Raw genomic sequence first — 16,415 nt, 5'->3', positions numbered from 1 at the left:
CTGGTACACAGCATGTGTGGTAAATAATAAGAAGTAAGCAGGAGAGCATGATGTTTAAGTCCTTCTTCCCCCGGCCGACGCTGTTCTTTTTGTCGGCTTTTATCTGGGCCGCTATCGCGGTCATTTTCTGGCAGGCAGGCGGTGAAGCCTGGCTGATGCGTTTAATGGGCGCATCGGCGGACGTGCCAATCAGCGCCGCACGTTTCTGGGCCCCTGGCTATCTGCTGTTCTATGCCTATTATGCGTTCTGCGTAGGCGTATTTGCGCTGTGCTGGTTTACCCTCTCGCCGCACCGCTGGCAGCGCTGGTCGATTTTAGGCACCGCGCTGATCATCTTTGTCACCTGGTTTTTGGTGGAAGTCAATGTGGCCATCAATGCCTGGTATCAACCGTTTTATGATCTGATCCAGACTGCGCTTAGCGCGCCGAATAAAGTGAGCATCGGTCAGCTCTATAGCGAGATTGGCGTGTTTCTGTGGATCGCATTAATTGCCGTGACGGTTGCGGTGCTGAACAATTTTTTTGTCAGCCATTATGTGTTTCGTTGGCGCACGGCGATGAACGAATACTATATGGCGCACTGGGATCACTTGCGTCATATCGAAGGGGCGGCGCAACGTGTGCAGGAAGACACGATGCGTTTTGCCACAACGCTGGAAGATATGGGCACCAGCTTTATTAATGCGGTGATGACGCTGATTGCGTTTTTGCCGGTGCTGGTGGCATTGTCGCCGCATGTGCAGCAACTGCCGATCGTCGGGCATGTGGCCTACGGGCTGGTTATCGCCGCCGTAGGCTGGGCGTTGCTGGGAACAGTGTTGCTGGCCTTTGTCGGTATCAAGCTGCCAGGCCTGGAGTTTAAAAATCAGCGTGTGGAAGCGGCCTACCGCAAAGAGCTGGTGTACGGTGAAGATGATGCCGGGCGTGCAAGACCAAATACCATTGGCGAGTTGTTCTCTGCGGTGCGGCGTAACTATTTCCGCCTCTATTTCCACTATATGTATTTCAACATCGCCCGTATTCTGTATATGCAGGTTGATGTGGTGTTCGGCCTGATTGTGCTGTTCCCGACCATTGCCGCCGGGGCCATCACCTTCGGTTTGATGCGCCAGATAACTAACGTTTTTGAACAGGTACGCAGTTCGTTCCAGTATTTAATCACCTCCTGGTCGACGCTGGTGAGCCTGATGTCTATCTATAAACGTTTACGCAGTTTTGAGCGTGAACTGGATGGGCAGGAGATCCGGCCCGTGCCCTCTATTTTTGGTTAATACAAGGAACGGTATGTCTTACGTGCCCCGTTTTTCCTGGTTGCTGGCGGCATTGATCCTCGCTGGCTGTTCGACGCAAGGCCCGGTATCGCAGAAAGAAGTGGAGAAAGAAAAAGAGCGGGAGAGAGCACAACCGCTGGATGTGGCGAGCGTTGTGCGTCAGAAAATTCCCGCCAGCGTGAAAGACCGAGAAGGCTGGGCACAGGATCTTGCCACGACATTTAGCAGCCAGCAGCTTGCGCCTACGCTTGAAAACATCTGTTCAGTGCTGGCGGTGGCGCAGCAGGAGTCTAACTATCAGTCCGATCCCATTGTGCCTGGGCTCAGTAAAATCGCCTGGAAAGAGATCGATAAGCGCGCCGAACGCATGCACATTCCGACGGTGCTGGTGCATACCGCGCTAAAAATCCCATCGCCGAATGGCAAAAGTTACAGCGAACGGCTGGATAAAGTGAGAACCGAAAAAGAGCTGAGCGCCGTTTTTGACGACTTTATTGGCATGGTGCCAATGGGCCAGAAACTGTTCGGTTCCCTGAACCCGGTGCGTACCGGGGGGCCGATGCAAATCAGCGTCGCTTTCGCCCAACAGCATACGGACGGTTATCCGTGGAAAATGGAAGGCACGGTGCGCCAGGAAGTGTTTAGCCGTCGCGGTGGGTTGTGGTTCGGGACGTACCATTTGTTGAATTATCCCGCCAGTTATACCGCGCCGATTTACCGCTTTGCGGATTTCAACGCCGGTTTGTATGCCAGCCGCAACGCGGCTTTCCAATATGCGGTCAGCATCGCGACCGGGGTGAAACTGGCGCTGGATGGCGATCTGATCCTCTACGGCAGCAGTGATACCGGCAGTACGGAACGGGCTATTCGCAAACTCGGTCCCCAGCTTGGGATGAGCGACCGCGATATTCGTCGTCAGCTTGAACGCGGTGATAGTCAGAAGTTTGAACAGACCACGCTGTGGCGCGAAGTGTATCGTCTGGCGGAGAAGAAGAGTGGAAAAACGCTGGCGCGTGAGATGTTGCCAGGCATTCAGCTAGAAAGCCCGAAGATCACCCGCAATCTGACAACCGCATGGTTTGCAAAGCGCGTGGATGATCGACGGGCAGCCTGCATGGTGCAGAATTAACGTAAGTGGTGTCGTCGCCAGCGCAGGACAAGGGCGATGACGCCAAGTACGGCGCTTCCCGCGATAAACGGCACAAGGCCAAAGATCGTGCCTACGCCGAGCCCCATCTCCACCTGGGGACGGGACGCGTCCTGCATCTGCATCAGGTGTTCAAACACACCTGGTGCGTGTACCAGCAGGTTCAACAACTGGGCGCCAGCCCAGAAGCAGAGCAGAACGAACACAGCATAAGCAATATTACCCGGCCTGGAGGCGTCACGTTTTTTTGCACCCGTGAAGGGTTTTGACAGTGTAAAGTCAGCCATAAGACCTCCGGTACTCTTTACAATTTAACAACAACCTGACATGCAAAGTAATGGGCTCAGTGGCCTCAGTTCGGGGTAATTTTGGCAGTTGTACCGCTTTGTCAACATCAGAAAGGTGATAATTTCGCCCCGGGAAGGATCCCGGTTGATCTATTTTTGTACGCGCTCACATTTCTGTAACGTTTTAATTACTATCGCAACATTTCAGATTTAACGCATACGCCACAGACCCGACGCGCGGGTTATGCGATGATGCCGTTTTAACTGCCGGAGTTGTCATGAAGCTGCCTGTGAAAATCCGCCGTGACTGGCACTATTACGCATTTGCGATTGGGTTGATTTTTATTCTGAATGGAGTGGTGGGATTGTTGGGGTTTGAGGCCAAAGGTTGGCAGACTTATGCGGTAGGGCTGGTCACCTGGGTCATCAGCTTCTGGCTGGCCGGGTTGATTATCCGCCGCCGCCCCGATGAAGAAGAGACGGCGGATAAGCCAGAGTAACACTTAATCGTTTACGGAAATTTTTAGCGCGCTGTTGGCCTGATGGCGCGCAATCGCCAGTTCAATCAGACGCGTAATCAGCTCAGAATAACCAATGCCGCTCGCCTGCCACAGTTTCGGGTACATGCTGATGTTCGTGAAACCCGGCAACGTGTTGATCTCATTAATAATGACCTCATTATCCGGCGTCAGGAACACGTCTACTCGCGCCATTCCTTCGCAGCCCAGCGTCTGGTACGCCTGCACCGCAATGTGGCGGATTTTGTCGTTGATCACCGGATCAATCGCCGCCGGGACGACAACCTGCGCACCGTTATCATCGATATACTTGGTGTCGTAGGCGTAGAACTCGCTGTTCAGCACAATTTCGCCGCAGGTACTGGCCTGGGGGTCATCGTTACCGAGCACCGCACACTCGATCTCGCGGCCTTTGATGCCTTTTTCTACTACCACTTTTTTGTCGAATTCAAACGCCAGGCGCACTGCTTCATGGTACTGGGCTTCGCTGGTGACTTTGCTGACGCCAACGGAAGATCCCTGATTCGCTGGTTTGACAAACATCGGCAGCCCAAGTTTCGCTTCCACTTCGCTGAAGCTGATCTGTTGACGATTTGCCCGTGTCAGGGTAACAAAAGGCGCGATCGCCAGCCCGGCATCGCGCAGCAAGCGTTTAGTGACATCTTTATCCATGCAGGCGGCGGACGCCAGCACATCAGAACCAACGAACGGCAGGTTCGCCAGACGCAGCATGCCCTGAAGGGAACCATCTTCACCCAGCGTACCGTGGACAATCGGGAAGATCACATCAACATTCGGCAACGGCGTGCTGCTTTCTGCTTCGATCAACTGCTGTTGCTCGATACCCGGCACCAGCGCAACGCTGTTTTCAGAAGGATTAAGCGCGATGTGCGCCGGATCGTGCGCGTTCAGCAGGTAATTATTCGCGTCGCTGATATGCCACTGACCCTGTTTATCGATCCCCAGCAGCACGACCTCAAATCGCGATTTGTCCATCGCGTCGACGATATTTTTCGCCGATTGCAACGACACTTCGTGTTCCGCCGATTTACCGCCGAAGACCACCCCTACCCGCAGTTTTGCCATTTCTACGTTCACTCACACTGATTCACAAAGCCCATACGATAGCACGTCAAAACGCACGATTCGCGGCCTTCTGCCATAATGTTTTTTGTATACCTGAAGGGGGAGACGTGAGAGGGAAAAGCCTGATTGCACTAAGCAGTGTGCTGGCGTTGATTTTTATCGGTTATCGCTACCTGCCGTCTTACTACAATCCGTTTGCCCCTCTGCAACTGAACGATCCGCCGGGGCGCATGACACAGTACAAACTTCGCCGTTTGTCCCCGCAAGCCTGTACCGCGCTGTTAACCCAGGCTCGTCAGCAACAGATGATCTCTGCCCGGCCAGTGGCGGATAGTCAGGGCGATTGCCCACTCAGTAATGTGGTGCGGGTGCAGGACTTTGGCGCGGTAAAACTGAACAACAGTTTTCTGGCGAGTTGCCCGCTGGCGCTTAGTTCGGCGCTATTTGTGCAGCAGCAAGCACGACCGCTCACCGAGCGCTTTATGGGCAGTGCGCTGGTTCGAATTGATCATCTTGGCAGCTATGCCTGCCGCAACATTTACAACCGCGCAGATGCCCGGCGTAGCGAGCATGCCAGCGCCGACGCGTTGGATATCAGCGCTTTTCATCTGGCGACCGGCCAGCAGGTAACGGTGCTGAACGGCTGGCGACAGGCGCGTACGCAACCCTGGTTACGGGCAATGCTGAGCGCCAGTTGCGGTTACTACGGTAACGGATTGGGGCCAGAGTATAACGCCGCACATGCTAACCATTTCCACCTTGGCATGCGTGGCTTTGGCTTATGCCGTTAAAGCATAAATCACTGTGATTTATGTGGTTTTTTTATCGGATCTCCGCCATGTCCGACACTTAGCAGATAAAACACCAAAGTTCTGTTAAACGCATCTCTGGCGACCCATCTGGTGCACGTTATTGTTAATCTGTGCACTGATTGTCAAAACCTGAATAATTACGCCTGTTTATGGAATCCTGGAAGGTTAATCTTATCTCGGTGTGGTTTGGATGCTTTTTTACCGGCCTCGCCATCAGTCAAATTCTGCCGTTTTTGCCGCTGTATGTTGCACAATTAGGCGTGACGTCCCACGAAGCGTTGTCGATGTGGTCAGGTCTGACGTTCAGTGTGACCTTCCTGGTGTCGGCCATTGTCTCGCCGATGTGGGGCAGCCTTGCGGATCGTAAGGGCCGCAAATTGATGCTGCTGCGCGCTTCACTGGGCATGGCGATTGCCATTCTGTTGCAGGCCTTCGCCACCAACGTCTGGCAATTGCTGTTACTGCGTGGAGTGATGGGGCTTACGTCAGGGTATATTCCGAACGCGATGGCGCTGGTGGCCTCCCAGGTACCACGCGAGCGCAGCGGCTGGGCATTGAGTACCTTATCCACTGCGCAAATCAGCGGTGTGATTGGCGGGCCGTTGATGGGCGGTTTTCTTGCCGACCATTTAGGGTTGCGGATGGTCTTCTTGATCACCGCCTTGTTGTTAATGATCAGCTTCCTGGTGACGCTGTTTCTGATTAAAGAAGGCGTCAGGCCGAAGGTAAAGAAGGGCGAACGCCTCAGTGGCAAAGCGGTTTTTTCAACGCTGCCTTATCCTGGCCTGGTGTTTAGCTTGTTTGTCACGACGCTGGTGATCCAGTTGTGTAACGGTTCGATTGGCCCGATTCTCACCTTATTTATCCAGTCGCTTGCGCCACATACCACGAATATCGCGTTTCTCAGTGGCCTGATTGCCGCCATTCCGGGGGTTTCTGCGCTGATCTCCGCACCGCGGCTTGGCAAACTGGGCGATCGCATTGGCACGTCGCGCATACTGATGGGCACAATGGGTATTGCCGTGGTGCTGTTTTTTGCCATGTCATTTGTTACCTCGCCGCTGCAACTGGGGATCCTGCGTTTTATGCTGGGGTTCGTCGATGGCGCTATGTTACCCGCCGTGCAGACGCTGCTGTTGAAATATTCCAGCGATCAGGTAACCGGGCGAATTTTTGGTTACAACCAGTCGTTTATGTACCTTGGCAATGTCGCCGGGCCGCTGATGGGCGCGACTGTATCGGCCGTAGCCGGTTTCCGTTGGGTATTTGCTGCCACCGCTGTGGTGGTGTTTATTAATCTCTGGCAATTGGGTCTGGCATTTCGTCGCACCCGCCGTTGAGAATATAAACGAGCCGGGAAGATATTCCCGGCTTTTCTATAATATTTTCTTATATAAATAAGCTGCCGTTTGGAATTAATAATTTGGGGCTAACTAACGCCTTAAATTAATCCGTTCTGGTTTGCCATAGAAACGTTTCGTTACTCGCGCTTTTTAAATTCCCGTAAGCATTGTGAGAAAATCCGCAAAAATAATACATGTATCTACTTTGCAACATCTGGGCAGAGTGTTAACGTCGTCGAATATCCCATCAGGAAATAGCGCTATGAAAAATCTCATTGCAGAGTTGTTGGTGAAGCTTGCCGAAAAAGAAGAGGAATCGAAAGAGCTGGTCGCCCAGGTTGAAGCGCTGGAAATTGTCGTGACGGCGCTGCTGCGCCATATGGCGTCTTCTGAGCAACAGGCGTTAATTCAAAGTATCGAAGGGGCATTGGATGAAGCTCGCCCTGGCTCTCACGTGCCCAGTAAGGATACGGAGTTGCTGCAACAGTACGTAAAAAAGCTGTTAAGGCACCCGCGCAGCTAACCCCTCGATACACCGACAGGACTGTCATCTGACTGTCATGCGCGCTGCCTATAGTCGCTCTGTTTTATTTTCTTTAAGTATTTGTACATGGAGAATATTAAAGTGAAACAGAGCGTATTATACCTTTCTTTATTACCACTGTTATTTACCCCTGCTATTTATGCTGATACTACCTCTACCGCTGTGCTTGATAATCGTGCTGCTCAGGGGGATATTTCTGCGCCAGGCGGCGCGCGCCGTTTGATCGGCGACCAGACCGCTGCGCTGCGCGATTCGCTGAATGACAAACCGGCAAAGAATATTATTCTGCTGATTGGCGATGGTATGGGCGACTCCGAAATTACCGCAGCGCGAAATTATGCCGAAGGGGCAGGCGGTGCGTTTAAAGGCATCGACGCATTGCCATTAACGGGTCAGTACACCCACTACGCGCTGGACAAAAAAACCGGGAAACCGGACTACGTGACGGATTCCGCTGCCTCTGCTACGGCGTGGAGCACGGGTGTCAAAACGTATAACGGGGCGCTCGGCGTCGATATTCACGAAAAAGATCACCCGACTATCCTCGAAATGGCGAAAGCAGCAGGCCTGGCGACCGGTAACGTCTCCACGGCTGAATTGCAGGACGCGACGCCTGCGGCGCTGGTTTCGCACGTGATCTCTCGTCGCTGCTATGGCCCCACAGTGACCAGTGAAAAATGCGCCCTCAACGCGCTGGAAAAAGGCGGTAAAGGGTCGATTACCGAGCAGTTACTGAATGCCCGTGCGGATGTGACGTTGGGCGGCGGAGCAAAAACTTTTAACGAAACGGCGACAGCGGGCGAATGGCAAGGGAAAACGCTGCGTGAGCAGGCGCAAGCGCGTGGTTATCAACTGGTGGGTGACGCATCAACGCTGGCGGCTATCACGGAAGCAAACCAGGCTAAACCGCTGCTGGGGCTGTTCTCTGATGGCAACATGCCGGTGCGCTGGGAAGGGCCGAAAGCCTCTTTGCATGGCAATCTCGATAAGCCCGCGGTGACCTGTACGCCGAACGCAAAACGTACCGGCAGCGTACCGACGCTGGCGGCGATGACCGAAAAAGCGATTGAGCTGCTGAACAAAAATGAGAAGGGCTTCTTCCTGCAGGTTGAAGGTGCTTCCATTGATAAACAGGATCATGCGGCGAACCCGTGCGGCCAGATTGGTGAAACGGTCGATCTCGACGAAGCGGTGCAGAAAGCGCTGGAATTCGCGAAGAAAGACGGTAACACGCTGGTGATCGTCACGGCGGATCATGCTCACGCCAGCCAGATCATCGCGCCGGACAGCAAAGCGCCTGGTCTGAGTCAGTTACTGAACACCAAAGATGGTGCGGTAATGGCTATGACATACGGCAACTCCGAAGAGGAGTCGATGGAGCATACCGGTGCGCAAGTTCGCATTGCTGCCTATGGCCCGCATGCCGCGAATGTGGTGGGACTGACCGATCAGACCGATCTGTTCTATACCATGAAAGCCGCGCTGAACCTGAAATGATTGCTGCCCGGCGGTAAATCTTTGCCGCCGGGTGGTTATTTCTCTGTTTAGAACCATCCTTAAAGAGCCACACTGACAGAAGGATGGTGCGATGAAAATAACATTCCTGGTTACCCTCGTATTCGGTCTGCTGTTTGTCACGGCGCTGGGCGCCGCCGAAAAAAATCTTACCCCTCAGCAACAACGTATGACCCTGTGTAATCAACAGGCTACGGCGCAAACGCTCTCAGGCGATGCCCGTAAGCACTATATGAGCGACTGCCTGAAGAACACCAAAACAGAACCCGGTCAGAAAAGCCTGACGCCGCAGCAGCAACGCATGCGCGAGTGTAATGCGCAGGCAACGCAGCAATCGCTGAAGGGCGATGATCGCAGTAAATTCATGAGCGCCTGCCTGAAAAAACAGGGCTAAAGAAAGGGTGAGCGGTTGGCAGCGCTCACCCTCCTGTACCTGTCTTCTCTACCTGGTTGCCCGCTGGCCAATCTCTGCCAGGCTTAACAAGTGAGCAACGTTCTCTTTTTTCCCTCTCCTCGTGGTTGTGCGCTGTCTGGCGTGACGCCCGTTTTTGCAACACTGACACGGGAGCAATATGATGAACTATCAATACGTTACCGATCTCAATTCCTTGCCGGAAAACCAACCGGTAAAAGTGGATGTGGCGGGAACCTCCCTGATCCTTATCCGCTCGCTTGGTCAGGTTCGTGCCTTTCAGAGCAAATGCCCCCATGCGGGCGGGCCGCTGGAAAAGGGGGCGATTTGCGACGGCAAACTGGTGTGCCCCTGGCATAAAGCCGCGTTTGATATTACCAATGGCGAGTGGCGCGAACCGCTGGCGTTGACCAACCTCAAGCAGTACCCGGTGCTCATTGAGCAAAACCGTGTATTAGTGAACCCGCGTCCAAGTTCTCCCGCCAGCAGACCGAACATTCGCGGCGATCGCCCGCAAACAGCGGTGATCCTTGGCACGGGGGCCGCAGGCAGCGCAGCGGCGATCACGTTGCGTGACGCGGGTTTTTCGGGGCATCTGATCCTGATCGATAAAGACGATGGCGCACCTTATGATCGCACGGCGCTGAGTAAATTTGTCCCCGCCGGTAAAATGAAAATCAGCGAGGTTCCCCATCTACTGGATGACGCATTTTACAGTCAGCCCGGTGTTGAGTGTCTGCGCGAAGAGGTGACGGCGCTCGATTGCCACGCGCATCAGATAACGCTTGCTACCGGGCGGTCTGTTCACTACGACAAATTGTTACTGGCGACAGGCGGCCAGCCAGTGTGGCCCGAGATCCCCGGTAATCACCTGGCGGGTGTGCATGTCTTACGAGATATTCATCAGGCGCAGCGCCTGCTCAACGAGGTGGAGCAGGAGCAACAACTGGTGGTGATCGGCAACAGTTTCATCGCCATGGAACTGGCGGCGGCGCTGCGTAACCAGGATATTGATGTCACGGTGCTGTCGCGCCATGCGCTGCCGTTTGTACCGCAATTTGGTGAAGAGATAGGGCGGCGTTTCCGGGAGCTACATAAGCAAAATGGTGTGAAATTTATGACCGGCGAGCCGGTCGCGCTGGAAGGAAATGGCCATGTGCAGGGGGTGAAGTTGAAAAATGGTCACACCCTGTCTGCGCATGTGGTGGTCTTCGCGACAGGTGTGCGCCCCGCCACGGAGTTAGCCCACGATCTGCCCCATGAACAAGACGGTAGCCTGAGCGTGGATGAAACCCTGAGCGCCGCACCGGATGTTTGGGCAGTGGGCGATATTGCCAGCTATCCGGCGCCAGAAGGGCGCAGACGGATTGAACACTGGCGCGTGGCACAGCAGCAAGGGCATATTGCAGCGCTGAATATGCTGGGCGAACATCATGCGTTTGATCGGGTGCCGTTTTTCTGGACCACCCACTTTGGCACCCGTTTCGAGTACCTTGGTTATGCCCGCGAGTGGGACAGCATCAAAATGCTCGGTTCGTTTGATGATAAACGTTTTGCTGTGCTATACGGCGAAGCGGGAGTGTTAAAAGCTGTATTAAGCTGTGGCGAGTACAGCGCGACGGCGGGGTTACTGTTGAAAATGCAGCAGCCTGTCAGTATTAATGTTGCCAGCGAAATACTGGCCTGACAGGCGCTGAAACCCTCTCCCCGTTGGGGAGAGGGGACGAGTTACTTGCTGAGTTTATCGGACTTTGCCATGCAGGCTTCGATGGCCTCAATGACCGCCGAACGGAAGCCTTTCTCTTCCAGTACTTTTACCGCTTCGATGGTGGTGCCGCCAGGGGAGCAGACCATATCTTTCAGCTCGCCCGGGTGTTTACCGGTTTCCAGCACCATTTTGGCTGAGCCCATGACCGCCTGTGCGGCAAATTTGTAAGCCTGCGCGCGCGGCATCCCACCCAACACAGCAGCATCCGCCATCGCTTCGATAAACATAAATACGTAAGCGGGCGCGGAACCGCTCACGCCGACGACCGGGTGGATCATCGGTTCGGCAATCACTTCGGCTTCACCAAAGCAGCGGAAGATATTGAGGACATCAGCGGTCTCTTCCGGCGTCACAAGGGCGTTTGGCGTAATGGAGGTCATCCCGGCGTTCACCAGCGAGGGAGTATTCGGCATAGCACGCACAATTTTACGATCGTGGCCGAGTGCGCGCGCCAGTTGATCGAGCGTCACGCCGGCGGCAATTGAGACAACCAGCGTCTCTTTATTCAGGCTGGACGCTACTTCACTCAGCACTTTCACCATGATGTTCGGCTTAACGGCACCAAAGACGATGTCGGCGATCTGCGCCACTTCCTGCGCGCTTTGCGCCGCATTGATGCCAAACTGATCGTGCAGGGCGGCGACTTTATCGGGTGACGGGGTGTACACCCAGATTTGTCCTGGCAGAACCTGGCCGCTGGAAATCAGGCCACCGAGGATCGCCTTACCCATGTTACCGCAGCCGATAAAACCGATTTTTTTTTCCATCACGTCTGTCTCTCTGCTTGTAATTGCTTGTGGCATATAGCTTAACGTGGATTTCCGCGCAGGGCTAAAGCTTCTGCGACGATCGCGCGACTTTCCCCGACGGGGAATTAAAGCGACAATGCAGCGCAATCAAAAGGAGCAACTATGGCGATTTGGGTCGATGCGGACGCCTGTCCGAACGTGATCAAAGAGATTTTATTCCGCGCCGCTGAGCGCACGCAAACCCCCCTTACGCTGGTGGCTAACCAGAGTTTGCGCGTCCCACCGTCGCGAGTGATCCGCACGTTGAGAGTGCCGGCAGGGTTTGATGTGGCCGATAACGAAATTGTGCGGCTGTGTAGCGCAGAGGATTTGGTGATCACGGCGGATATTCCCCTGGCGGCGGAAGTGCTGGCCAAAGGCGCTGCGGCGCTGAACCCGCGCGGTGAACGCTATACTGAAGCCACCATTCGTGAAAAACTGACCCTGCGTGATTTTATGGATACGCTGCGTGCCAGCGGTATCCAGACAGGCGGCCCGGATAGCCTCTCGCAGCGGGATCGTCAGCAGTTCGCCGCGCAACTGGATAAATGGCTGCTGGAAGTTAAGCGCCGCCAGACAGAATAATTTTTGCACAACCTCGCGTAACAGGGTATGGTTTGCCGCCTTGCGGGCTTGCCAGCCTGTGATACATTCAGTAATGTTGCCGCTACATATGTTGCCACGTAATCTTTACAGCCACACTCGTTATCAGCTCTGGGTGAAATGAGATTATCCTCCGTGGTGGACATAAAAGTGTAACGTAAATTTTACGGTGAATATTGTACTAGTTAAGTGGTATCATTCGCTGTCTCATTATCCGTCCTGTGTTGCGTAGGACCCGGAGGAAACACCAGTTCATGACGCTACCCATTTTTTTAGTTGGCGCACGCGGTTGCGGTAAAACCACCGTGGGCCTGGCGCTGGCGCTGGCGCAGGGATGTGAGTTTATCGATACCGATCACTGGTTGCAGGAAGAGGTTAAGCAAAGTATTGCGACCATTGTTGATAATGAAGGGTGGGATGGATTTCGGGCAAAAGAAACGGCGGCGCTGGAGGCGGTAACCGCGCCCGCGCGGGTGATCGCCACCGGAGGCGGCATTGTTCTTAGCGAATATAACCGCCGTTTTATGCGTGAAAAGGGTGTGGTGATCTATCTGTGTGCACCGGTGTCTGTACTGGCCGATCGGCTGGAAGCTTTCCCGGAAGAGGGGCAGCGCCCAACGCTAACCGGCAAGCCGATCAGCGAAGAGGTGAGTGAAGTGCTGGCGCTCCGCGATGCGCTATACCGTGAAGCTGCACACTATGTGGTGGATGCCGCACTCCCGCCGGAGCAGGTGGTGACGGACATTGAAGCGGCATTACAGCTGGCTCGCGCCAGTTAGCGAAACGTTTGTCTATACTTAATAGCCCGACCGATAAAAAAGGAAGAGCTATGCCGACGAAACCACCCTATCCGCGTGAAGCCCGCATTGTTGCCGTTGAAAAAGGTACAGGTACTCAGACGGTTACCTGGTACCAGCTACGAGCAGATCATCCTAAGCCCGATGCATTAATCAGTGAGCATCCTACCGAACAGGAAGCGCTGGATGCTAAAAAACGCTATGAAGATCCGGAGAAAACCTAAGCCGGATAGTCAACCAGCGGTATTATTTTCTGAAAATTTTAGAAACGGGCTTACGTCACATTTTGGGGCTGGCTGATCGCCCCTCAGTTGGTATATTTCATTAATTACTGGAATCTACATGAACACGGGAGCGGTCCGTTTGCCCTACGTGCAGTGGCATCTGCGATGGCAGTGGTTAACGCATAAGCAGTCAGAATGATTGAAAGGCGGAAAGCAGAATGAGTGCGACTTTGGCGATCCTCACCATTGGTGTGGTGCCGGTAGAAGAGACCTTACCGCTCCTGACAGAGCATGTGTCAGCGCAGCAGATCACCCATATCAGCCTGTTGGGTAAAATGTCTCCCGATGAGGTGCGCAGTGAATATCGCGTTGAAGCAGGCGACGTCGCTATTCCTACGCGTTTGCAGGATGACAGCCTGGGAATGCTCTCTCGCGCAAAAGTCGAGCGCGACCTGCAAAGCATCATCGAAGTGCTGGATAACCAGGGTTACGATGTGATCCTGTTACTGAGTACGGCAGATATTCAGGGGCTGGTCGCGCGTAATGCCATCCTCGTAGAGCCGCAGCGCATTATCCCTCCTCTGGTGGCCTCCATTGTCGATGGCCACCAGGTCGGCGTAATGGTGCCGATCCCGGAATTGATGGCGCAGCAAAAAAGAAAATGGCAGGTGCTGGAAAACGAGCCTTACTATGTGCTGGCCCATCCCTGGCTGGCGACAGAGTCTGAATTGATCAGCGCCGGAAAGACGCTACTGGAGCAAGGCGCAGATGTGTTAATGCTCGATTGTCTCGGTTTCCATCAGAAGCACCGCGATTTACTCCAGAAAGCGCTGGATGTTCCGGTTTTATTATCTAATGTACTGGCGGCGCGCCTCGCGTCAGAACTGCTGGTCTAGGCCGCAGTACTGCGCAATTTCGCGTGACAGAAGCAAAGCACGGCCTCTATATTGTTTTTTCATACATTTTTTAAAAGGGCCAGTTCATGCTTCAAAGTAACGAATACTTTTCCGGTAAAGTGAAATCCATTGGGTTTACCAGCAGTAGCACTGGCCGTGCCAGCGTAGGCGTTATGGCGGAAGGGGAATACACTTTCGGGACTGCGCAGCCTGAAGAGATGACGGTAGTGAGCGGCGCGCTGAATGTGTTGCTACCCGGTGAAACCGTATGGAAAGTCTATAGCGCCGGCGACGTGTTCAACGTGCCAGGCCACAGTGAATTCCATTTGCAGGTCGCGGAACCGAGCTCTTATCTCTGCCGCTATTTGTAAATCATGCCGCCGGATGACGACTCCGCCTTAGCTGACCTGCACGTCATTGTGCAGGATTGATAAGGTGGCGCGCCATCCGGCAAGAGCGGTTTAGCGTTGCGCTTCGCCGCCTAAACCTTCCACCAGATTTTGAATCAATGCCGCCAGCTCGCCGGTCATCAGAATAAAATCGGCATCAAAGCGCTGCGCATAATCATCCCGGTCGATATCTTCGTTCTGATCGCGCAGTTCGTCAGAGAACTTCAGGCGCTTAATGGAACCATCGTCGCACATCAGGAACTGGATGCGTTGCTGCCAGTCGAGAGCCAGTTTAGTGACCACCTTGCCGGCTTCAATATGAACGGCGATTTCGTCACTCACCAGATCCTGTTTTTTCGCGCGGATCACGCCGCCATCTTCCAGCATCGCTTTGAGTTCAGCTTCATCCAGTAACTGAAACCCTTGTGCAACAGTGCCGGAGCGGACCCACTCGGTTAGCGTCAGTTCAATCGGGTTCTCCATCGCCAGCGGAACCACCGGCAGAGAACCGAGGCTTTTACGCAGCAATGCCAGCGTATCTTCCGCTTTTTTGGCGCTGGCGCAGTCAACCATAATTAAGCCGTTGACGGTGTCGATCCACATCATGGTCTGGCTGAAGCGGCTGAACGCGCGCGGCAACAGGGAGTGCAGCACTTCATCTTTCAGGGAGTCTTTTTCCGTTTTTTTCAGTTTACGGCCCTGTTCAGCTTCGAGACGGGAAATTTTGGCTTCCAGTGCTTGCTTGACCACCGGCGTCGGTAGAATTTTTTCTTCTTTGCGGGCGCAGATAACAATCTGGCCATTAGCGGTATGGGTCAGCGCGTCGCTGTGTGAACCCATCGGTGGAACCCATCCGGTTTTCGCCATATCCTGACTACCGCATGGAGTAAACGATAGTGGGGCAAGCTGTTTTTCCATCTCTTCCGCACGCAGCGCAACATCGCGGCTGAGACGGTATACCATTAAATTTTTGAACCACAGCATGATTTTTTCCACGGCCTTGTCGTTAAATGCAGCGGGCATGATAGCGAATTGTTGTCGTCGTTGCATTGCTAATGCGTGGTCCACTATGAGGAGTTTGATGTGCGTATCGGTATCGATTTAGGTGGGACAAAAACAGAAATTATTGCGCTGGACGACAGCGGCAACGTGTTATTTCGCCATCGTCAGCCCACGCCGCATGATTATCTGCAAACCATAGAGCTGATTGCTTCGTTGGTGGATCTGACGGAAAAAGAGACGGGCCAGAGCGGCACGGTCGGTATGGGGATCCCGGGGTCGATTTCGCCCTACACCGGGGTGGTGAAAAATGCGAACTCCACGTGGCTTAACGGTAAACCGTTCGACAGGGATTTGAGTCAGCGGCTGAACCGTGAAGTGCGACTGGCCAATGACGCTAACTGCCTGGCGGTATCTGAAGCCGTGGATGGCGCAGCGGCAGGCGAGCATACCGTTTTCGCTGTGATTATCGGCACCGGTTGCGGTTCCGGTATTGCGATTAACGGGCATTCACACATTGGGGGTAATGGCACCGCGGGAGAGTGGGGGCATAATCCGCTGCCGTGGATGGATGACGACGAGCTACGTTATCGCGCTGAAGTCTCCTGCTATTGTGGTAAACAGGGGTGTATTGAGACGTTTATTTCCGGCACCGGTTTTGCAACCGATTACCACCGTTTGGGGGGGCAGCCGTTAAAGGGAAGCGAGATTATTCGTCTGGCGGAAGCGCAGGATCCGGTGGCGGAGTTAGCGTTGAGCCGTTATGAGCTACGGCTTGCCAAGTCGCTGGCGCATGTGGTCAATATTCTCGATCCGGATGTGATTGTACTCGGTGGTGGGATGAGCAACGTGGATCGTCTGTACCAAACGGTGCCAGGGTTGGTGAAAAACTGGGTCTTTGGCGGCGAGTGCGAGACCCCGATCCGTAAGGCGCTGCACGGCGATTCCAGCGGCGTGCGTGGCGCGGCCTGGTTATGGCCGCTGGGCGAGTAATCAGTGAGTGTATGAGTGTGCAG

19 protein-coding genes are annotated in these 16,415 nt (G+C 54.1%); 15 read left to right on the top strand and 4 right to left on the bottom strand.

What is annotated here, in order from left to right:
- The first annotated feature begins 50 nt into the window (after positions 1-50).
- The gene (gene sbmA, locus GA0061071_RS07515) at positions 51-1,271 is read left to right on the top strand and encodes a peptide antibiotic transporter SbmA (RefSeq protein ID WP_088236784.1); all 1,221 of its coding nucleotides are present in this window, start codon (positions 51-53) and stop codon (positions 1,269-1,271) included.
- 13 nt (positions 1,272-1,284) lie between these two features.
- Positions 1,285-2,400 (top strand): DUF1615 domain-containing protein, encoded by a 1,116-nt coding sequence (locus GA0061071_RS07510; protein WP_088236783.1) that lies wholly within the window; start codon positions 1,285-1,287, stop codon positions 2,398-2,400.
- Here GA0061071_RS07510 and GA0061071_RS07505 read toward each other — a convergent pair.
- Positions 2,397-2,705: a YaiY family protein gene (locus GA0061071_RS07505; protein ID WP_061497290.1), complete on the bottom strand. Its 309-nt coding sequence runs from the start codon at positions 2,703-2,705 to the stop codon at positions 2,397-2,399. The genes GA0061071_RS07510 and GA0061071_RS07505 overlap by 4 nt on opposite strands.
- 278 nt (positions 2,706-2,983) lie before the next feature.
- On the opposite strand from GA0061071_RS07505, the gene GA0061071_RS07500 reads away from it, so the two are divergent.
- Positions 2,984-3,205 (top strand): DUF2754 domain-containing protein, encoded by a 222-nt coding sequence (locus GA0061071_RS07500; protein WP_061497289.1) that lies wholly within the window; start codon positions 2,984-2,986, stop codon positions 3,203-3,205.
- A 3-nt stretch (positions 3,206-3,208) separates the two neighbouring features.
- Here GA0061071_RS07500 and ddlA read toward each other — a convergent pair whose 3' ends face one another.
- On the bottom strand, positions 3,209-4,309 hold the full coding sequence (gene ddlA / locus GA0061071_RS07495; RefSeq protein WP_061497287.1) for a D-alanine--D-alanine ligase: 1,101 nt from the start codon (positions 4,307-4,309) through the stop codon (positions 3,209-3,211).
- 107 nt (positions 4,310-4,416) lie between these two features.
- Between ddlA and GA0061071_RS07490 the strand changes: the two genes are divergently transcribed.
- The 6 genes from GA0061071_RS07490 to GA0061071_RS07465 all read left to right on the top strand — a co-directional run bounded on the left by GA0061071_RS07490 (position 4,417) and on the right by GA0061071_RS07465 (position 10,622).
- Complete coding sequence (locus tag GA0061071_RS07490; protein ID WP_088236782.1) at positions 4,417-5,100, top strand: extensin-like domain-containing protein; 684 nt, start codon at positions 4,417-4,419, stop codon at positions 5,098-5,100.
- A 170-nt stretch (positions 5,101-5,270) separates the two neighbouring features.
- Positions 5,271-6,461 (top strand): multidrug efflux MFS transporter, encoded by a 1,191-nt coding sequence (locus GA0061071_RS07485; protein WP_061497283.1) that lies wholly within the window; start codon positions 5,271-5,273, stop codon positions 6,459-6,461.
- A 265-nt stretch (positions 6,462-6,726) separates the two neighbouring features.
- Positions 6,727-6,987, top strand: a complete 261-nt coding sequence (gene iraP / locus GA0061071_RS07480; RefSeq protein WP_061497281.1) for an anti-adapter protein IraP — start codon at positions 6,727-6,729, stop codon at positions 6,985-6,987.
- Between the two features lie 102 nt (positions 6,988-7,089).
- Positions 7,090-8,505, top strand: a complete 1,416-nt coding sequence (phoA, locus tag GA0061071_RS07475; RefSeq protein WP_061500141.1) for an alkaline phosphatase — start codon at positions 7,090-7,092, stop codon at positions 8,503-8,505.
- Between the two features lie 91 nt (positions 8,506-8,596).
- The gene (gene psiF / locus GA0061071_RS07470) at positions 8,597-8,917 is read left to right on the top strand and encodes a phosphate starvation-inducible protein PsiF (RefSeq protein WP_061497279.1); all 321 of its coding nucleotides are present in this window, start codon (positions 8,597-8,599) and stop codon (positions 8,915-8,917) included.
- Between the two features lie 181 nt (positions 8,918-9,098).
- On the top strand, positions 9,099-10,622 hold the full coding sequence (locus GA0061071_RS07465; RefSeq protein ID WP_088236781.1) for an FAD-dependent oxidoreductase: 1,524 nt from the start codon (positions 9,099-9,101) through the stop codon (positions 10,620-10,622).
- A gap of 41 nt (positions 10,623-10,663) precedes the next feature.
- Here GA0061071_RS07465 and proC read toward each other — a convergent pair whose 3' ends face one another.
- Complete coding sequence (proC, locus tag GA0061071_RS07460) at positions 10,664-11,470, bottom strand: pyrroline-5-carboxylate reductase (protein ID WP_061497274.1); 807 nt, start codon at positions 11,468-11,470, stop codon at positions 10,664-10,666.
- Between the two features lie 144 nt (positions 11,471-11,614).
- Between proC and GA0061071_RS07455 the strand changes: the two genes are divergently transcribed.
- The 5 genes from GA0061071_RS07455 to ppnP all read left to right on the top strand — a co-directional run bounded on the left by GA0061071_RS07455 (position 11,615) and on the right by ppnP (position 14,382).
- Positions 11,615-12,076, top strand: a complete 462-nt coding sequence (locus GA0061071_RS07455) for a YaiI/YqxD family protein (protein WP_061497272.1) — start codon at positions 11,615-11,617, stop codon at positions 12,074-12,076.
- A 272-nt stretch (positions 12,077-12,348) separates the two neighbouring features.
- A complete protein-coding gene (gene aroL / locus GA0061071_RS07450; protein WP_061497270.1) occupies positions 12,349-12,873 on the top strand; it encodes a shikimate kinase AroL in 525 nt (174 codons plus the stop codon).
- Between the two features lie 50 nt (positions 12,874-12,923).
- Positions 12,924-13,115: a protein YaiA gene (yaiA, locus tag GA0061071_RS07445; protein WP_061497268.1), complete on the top strand. Its 192-nt coding sequence runs from the start codon at positions 12,924-12,926 to the stop codon at positions 13,113-13,115.
- A gap of 218 nt (positions 13,116-13,333) precedes the next feature.
- Entirely contained in the window at positions 13,334-14,011 is a 678-nt protein-coding gene (locus GA0061071_RS07440) for an AroM family protein (RefSeq protein WP_061497266.1), read from the top strand.
- An 86-nt stretch (positions 14,012-14,097) separates the two neighbouring features.
- Positions 14,098-14,382, top strand: a complete 285-nt coding sequence (gene ppnP / locus GA0061071_RS07435; RefSeq protein WP_061497265.1) for a pyrimidine/purine nucleoside phosphorylase — start codon at positions 14,098-14,100, stop codon at positions 14,380-14,382.
- A gap of 90 nt (positions 14,383-14,472) precedes the next feature.
- Here ppnP and rdgC read toward each other — a convergent pair whose 3' ends face one another.
- The gene (gene rdgC / locus GA0061071_RS07430) at positions 14,473-15,384 is read right to left on the bottom strand and encodes a recombination-associated protein RdgC (RefSeq protein ID WP_061500138.1); all 912 of its coding nucleotides are present in this window, start codon (positions 15,382-15,384) and stop codon (positions 14,473-14,475) included.
- Between the two features lie 99 nt (positions 15,385-15,483).
- On the opposite strand from rdgC, the gene mak reads away from it, so the two are divergent.
- A complete protein-coding gene (gene mak / locus GA0061071_RS07425; RefSeq protein WP_061497262.1) occupies positions 15,484-16,392 on the top strand; it encodes a fructokinase in 909 nt (302 codons plus the stop codon).
- Positions 16,393-16,415: the final 23 nt, after the last annotated feature.

The sequence above is a fragment of the Kosakonia oryzendophytica genome (assembly GCF_900094925.1).
GTDB lineage: Bacteria > Pseudomonadota > Gammaproteobacteria > Enterobacterales > Enterobacteriaceae > Kosakonia > Kosakonia oryzendophytica.
The sequence above is the reverse complement of the archived record's forward strand: the minus strand, read 5'-3'. Positions and strand labels throughout refer to the sequence as shown.

Bases quoted from the DNA above. Each gene is read 5' to 3' on its own strand.
- sbmA (WP_088236784.1), top strand. From the start codon at position 51: ATGTTTAAGTCCTTCTTCCCCCGGCCGACGCTGTTCTTTTTGTCGGCT.
- GA0061071_RS07510 (WP_088236783.1), top strand. From the start codon at position 1,285: ATGTCTTACGTGCCCCGTTTTTCCTGGTTGCTGGCGGCATTGATCCTC.
- GA0061071_RS07505 (WP_061497290.1), bottom strand. From the start codon at position 2,705: ATGGCTGACTTTACACTGTCAAAACCCTTCACGGGTGCAAAAAAACGT.
- GA0061071_RS07500 (WP_061497289.1), top strand. From the start codon at position 2,984: ATGAAGCTGCCTGTGAAAATCCGCCGTGACTGGCACTATTACGCATTT.
- ddlA (WP_061497287.1), bottom strand. From the start codon at position 4,309: ATGGCAAAACTGCGGGTAGGGGTGGTCTTCGGCGGTAAATCGGCGGAA.
- GA0061071_RS07485 (WP_061497283.1), top strand. From the start codon at position 5,271: ATGGAATCCTGGAAGGTTAATCTTATCTCGGTGTGGTTTGGATGCTTT.
- iraP (WP_061497281.1), top strand. From the start codon at position 6,727: ATGAAAAATCTCATTGCAGAGTTGTTGGTGAAGCTTGCCGAAAAAGAA.
- psiF (WP_061497279.1), top strand. From the start codon at position 8,597: ATGAAAATAACATTCCTGGTTACCCTCGTATTCGGTCTGCTGTTTGTC.
- GA0061071_RS07465 (WP_088236781.1), top strand. From the start codon at position 9,099: ATGAACTATCAATACGTTACCGATCTCAATTCCTTGCCGGAAAACCAA.
- proC (WP_061497274.1), bottom strand. From the start codon at position 11,470: ATGGAAAAAAAAATCGGTTTTATCGGCTGCGGTAACATGGGTAAGGCG.
- GA0061071_RS07455 (WP_061497272.1), top strand. From the start codon at position 11,615: ATGGCGATTTGGGTCGATGCGGACGCCTGTCCGAACGTGATCAAAGAG.
- aroL (WP_061497270.1), top strand. From the start codon at position 12,349: ATGACGCTACCCATTTTTTTAGTTGGCGCACGCGGTTGCGGTAAAACC.
- yaiA (WP_061497268.1), top strand. From the start codon at position 12,924: ATGCCGACGAAACCACCCTATCCGCGTGAAGCCCGCATTGTTGCCGTT.
- GA0061071_RS07440 (WP_061497266.1), top strand. From the start codon at position 13,334: ATGAGTGCGACTTTGGCGATCCTCACCATTGGTGTGGTGCCGGTAGAA.
- ppnP (WP_061497265.1), top strand. From the start codon at position 14,098: ATGCTTCAAAGTAACGAATACTTTTCCGGTAAAGTGAAATCCATTGGG.
- rdgC (WP_061500138.1), bottom strand. From the start codon at position 15,384: ATGCTGTGGTTCAAAAATTTAATGGTATACCGTCTCAGCCGCGATGTT.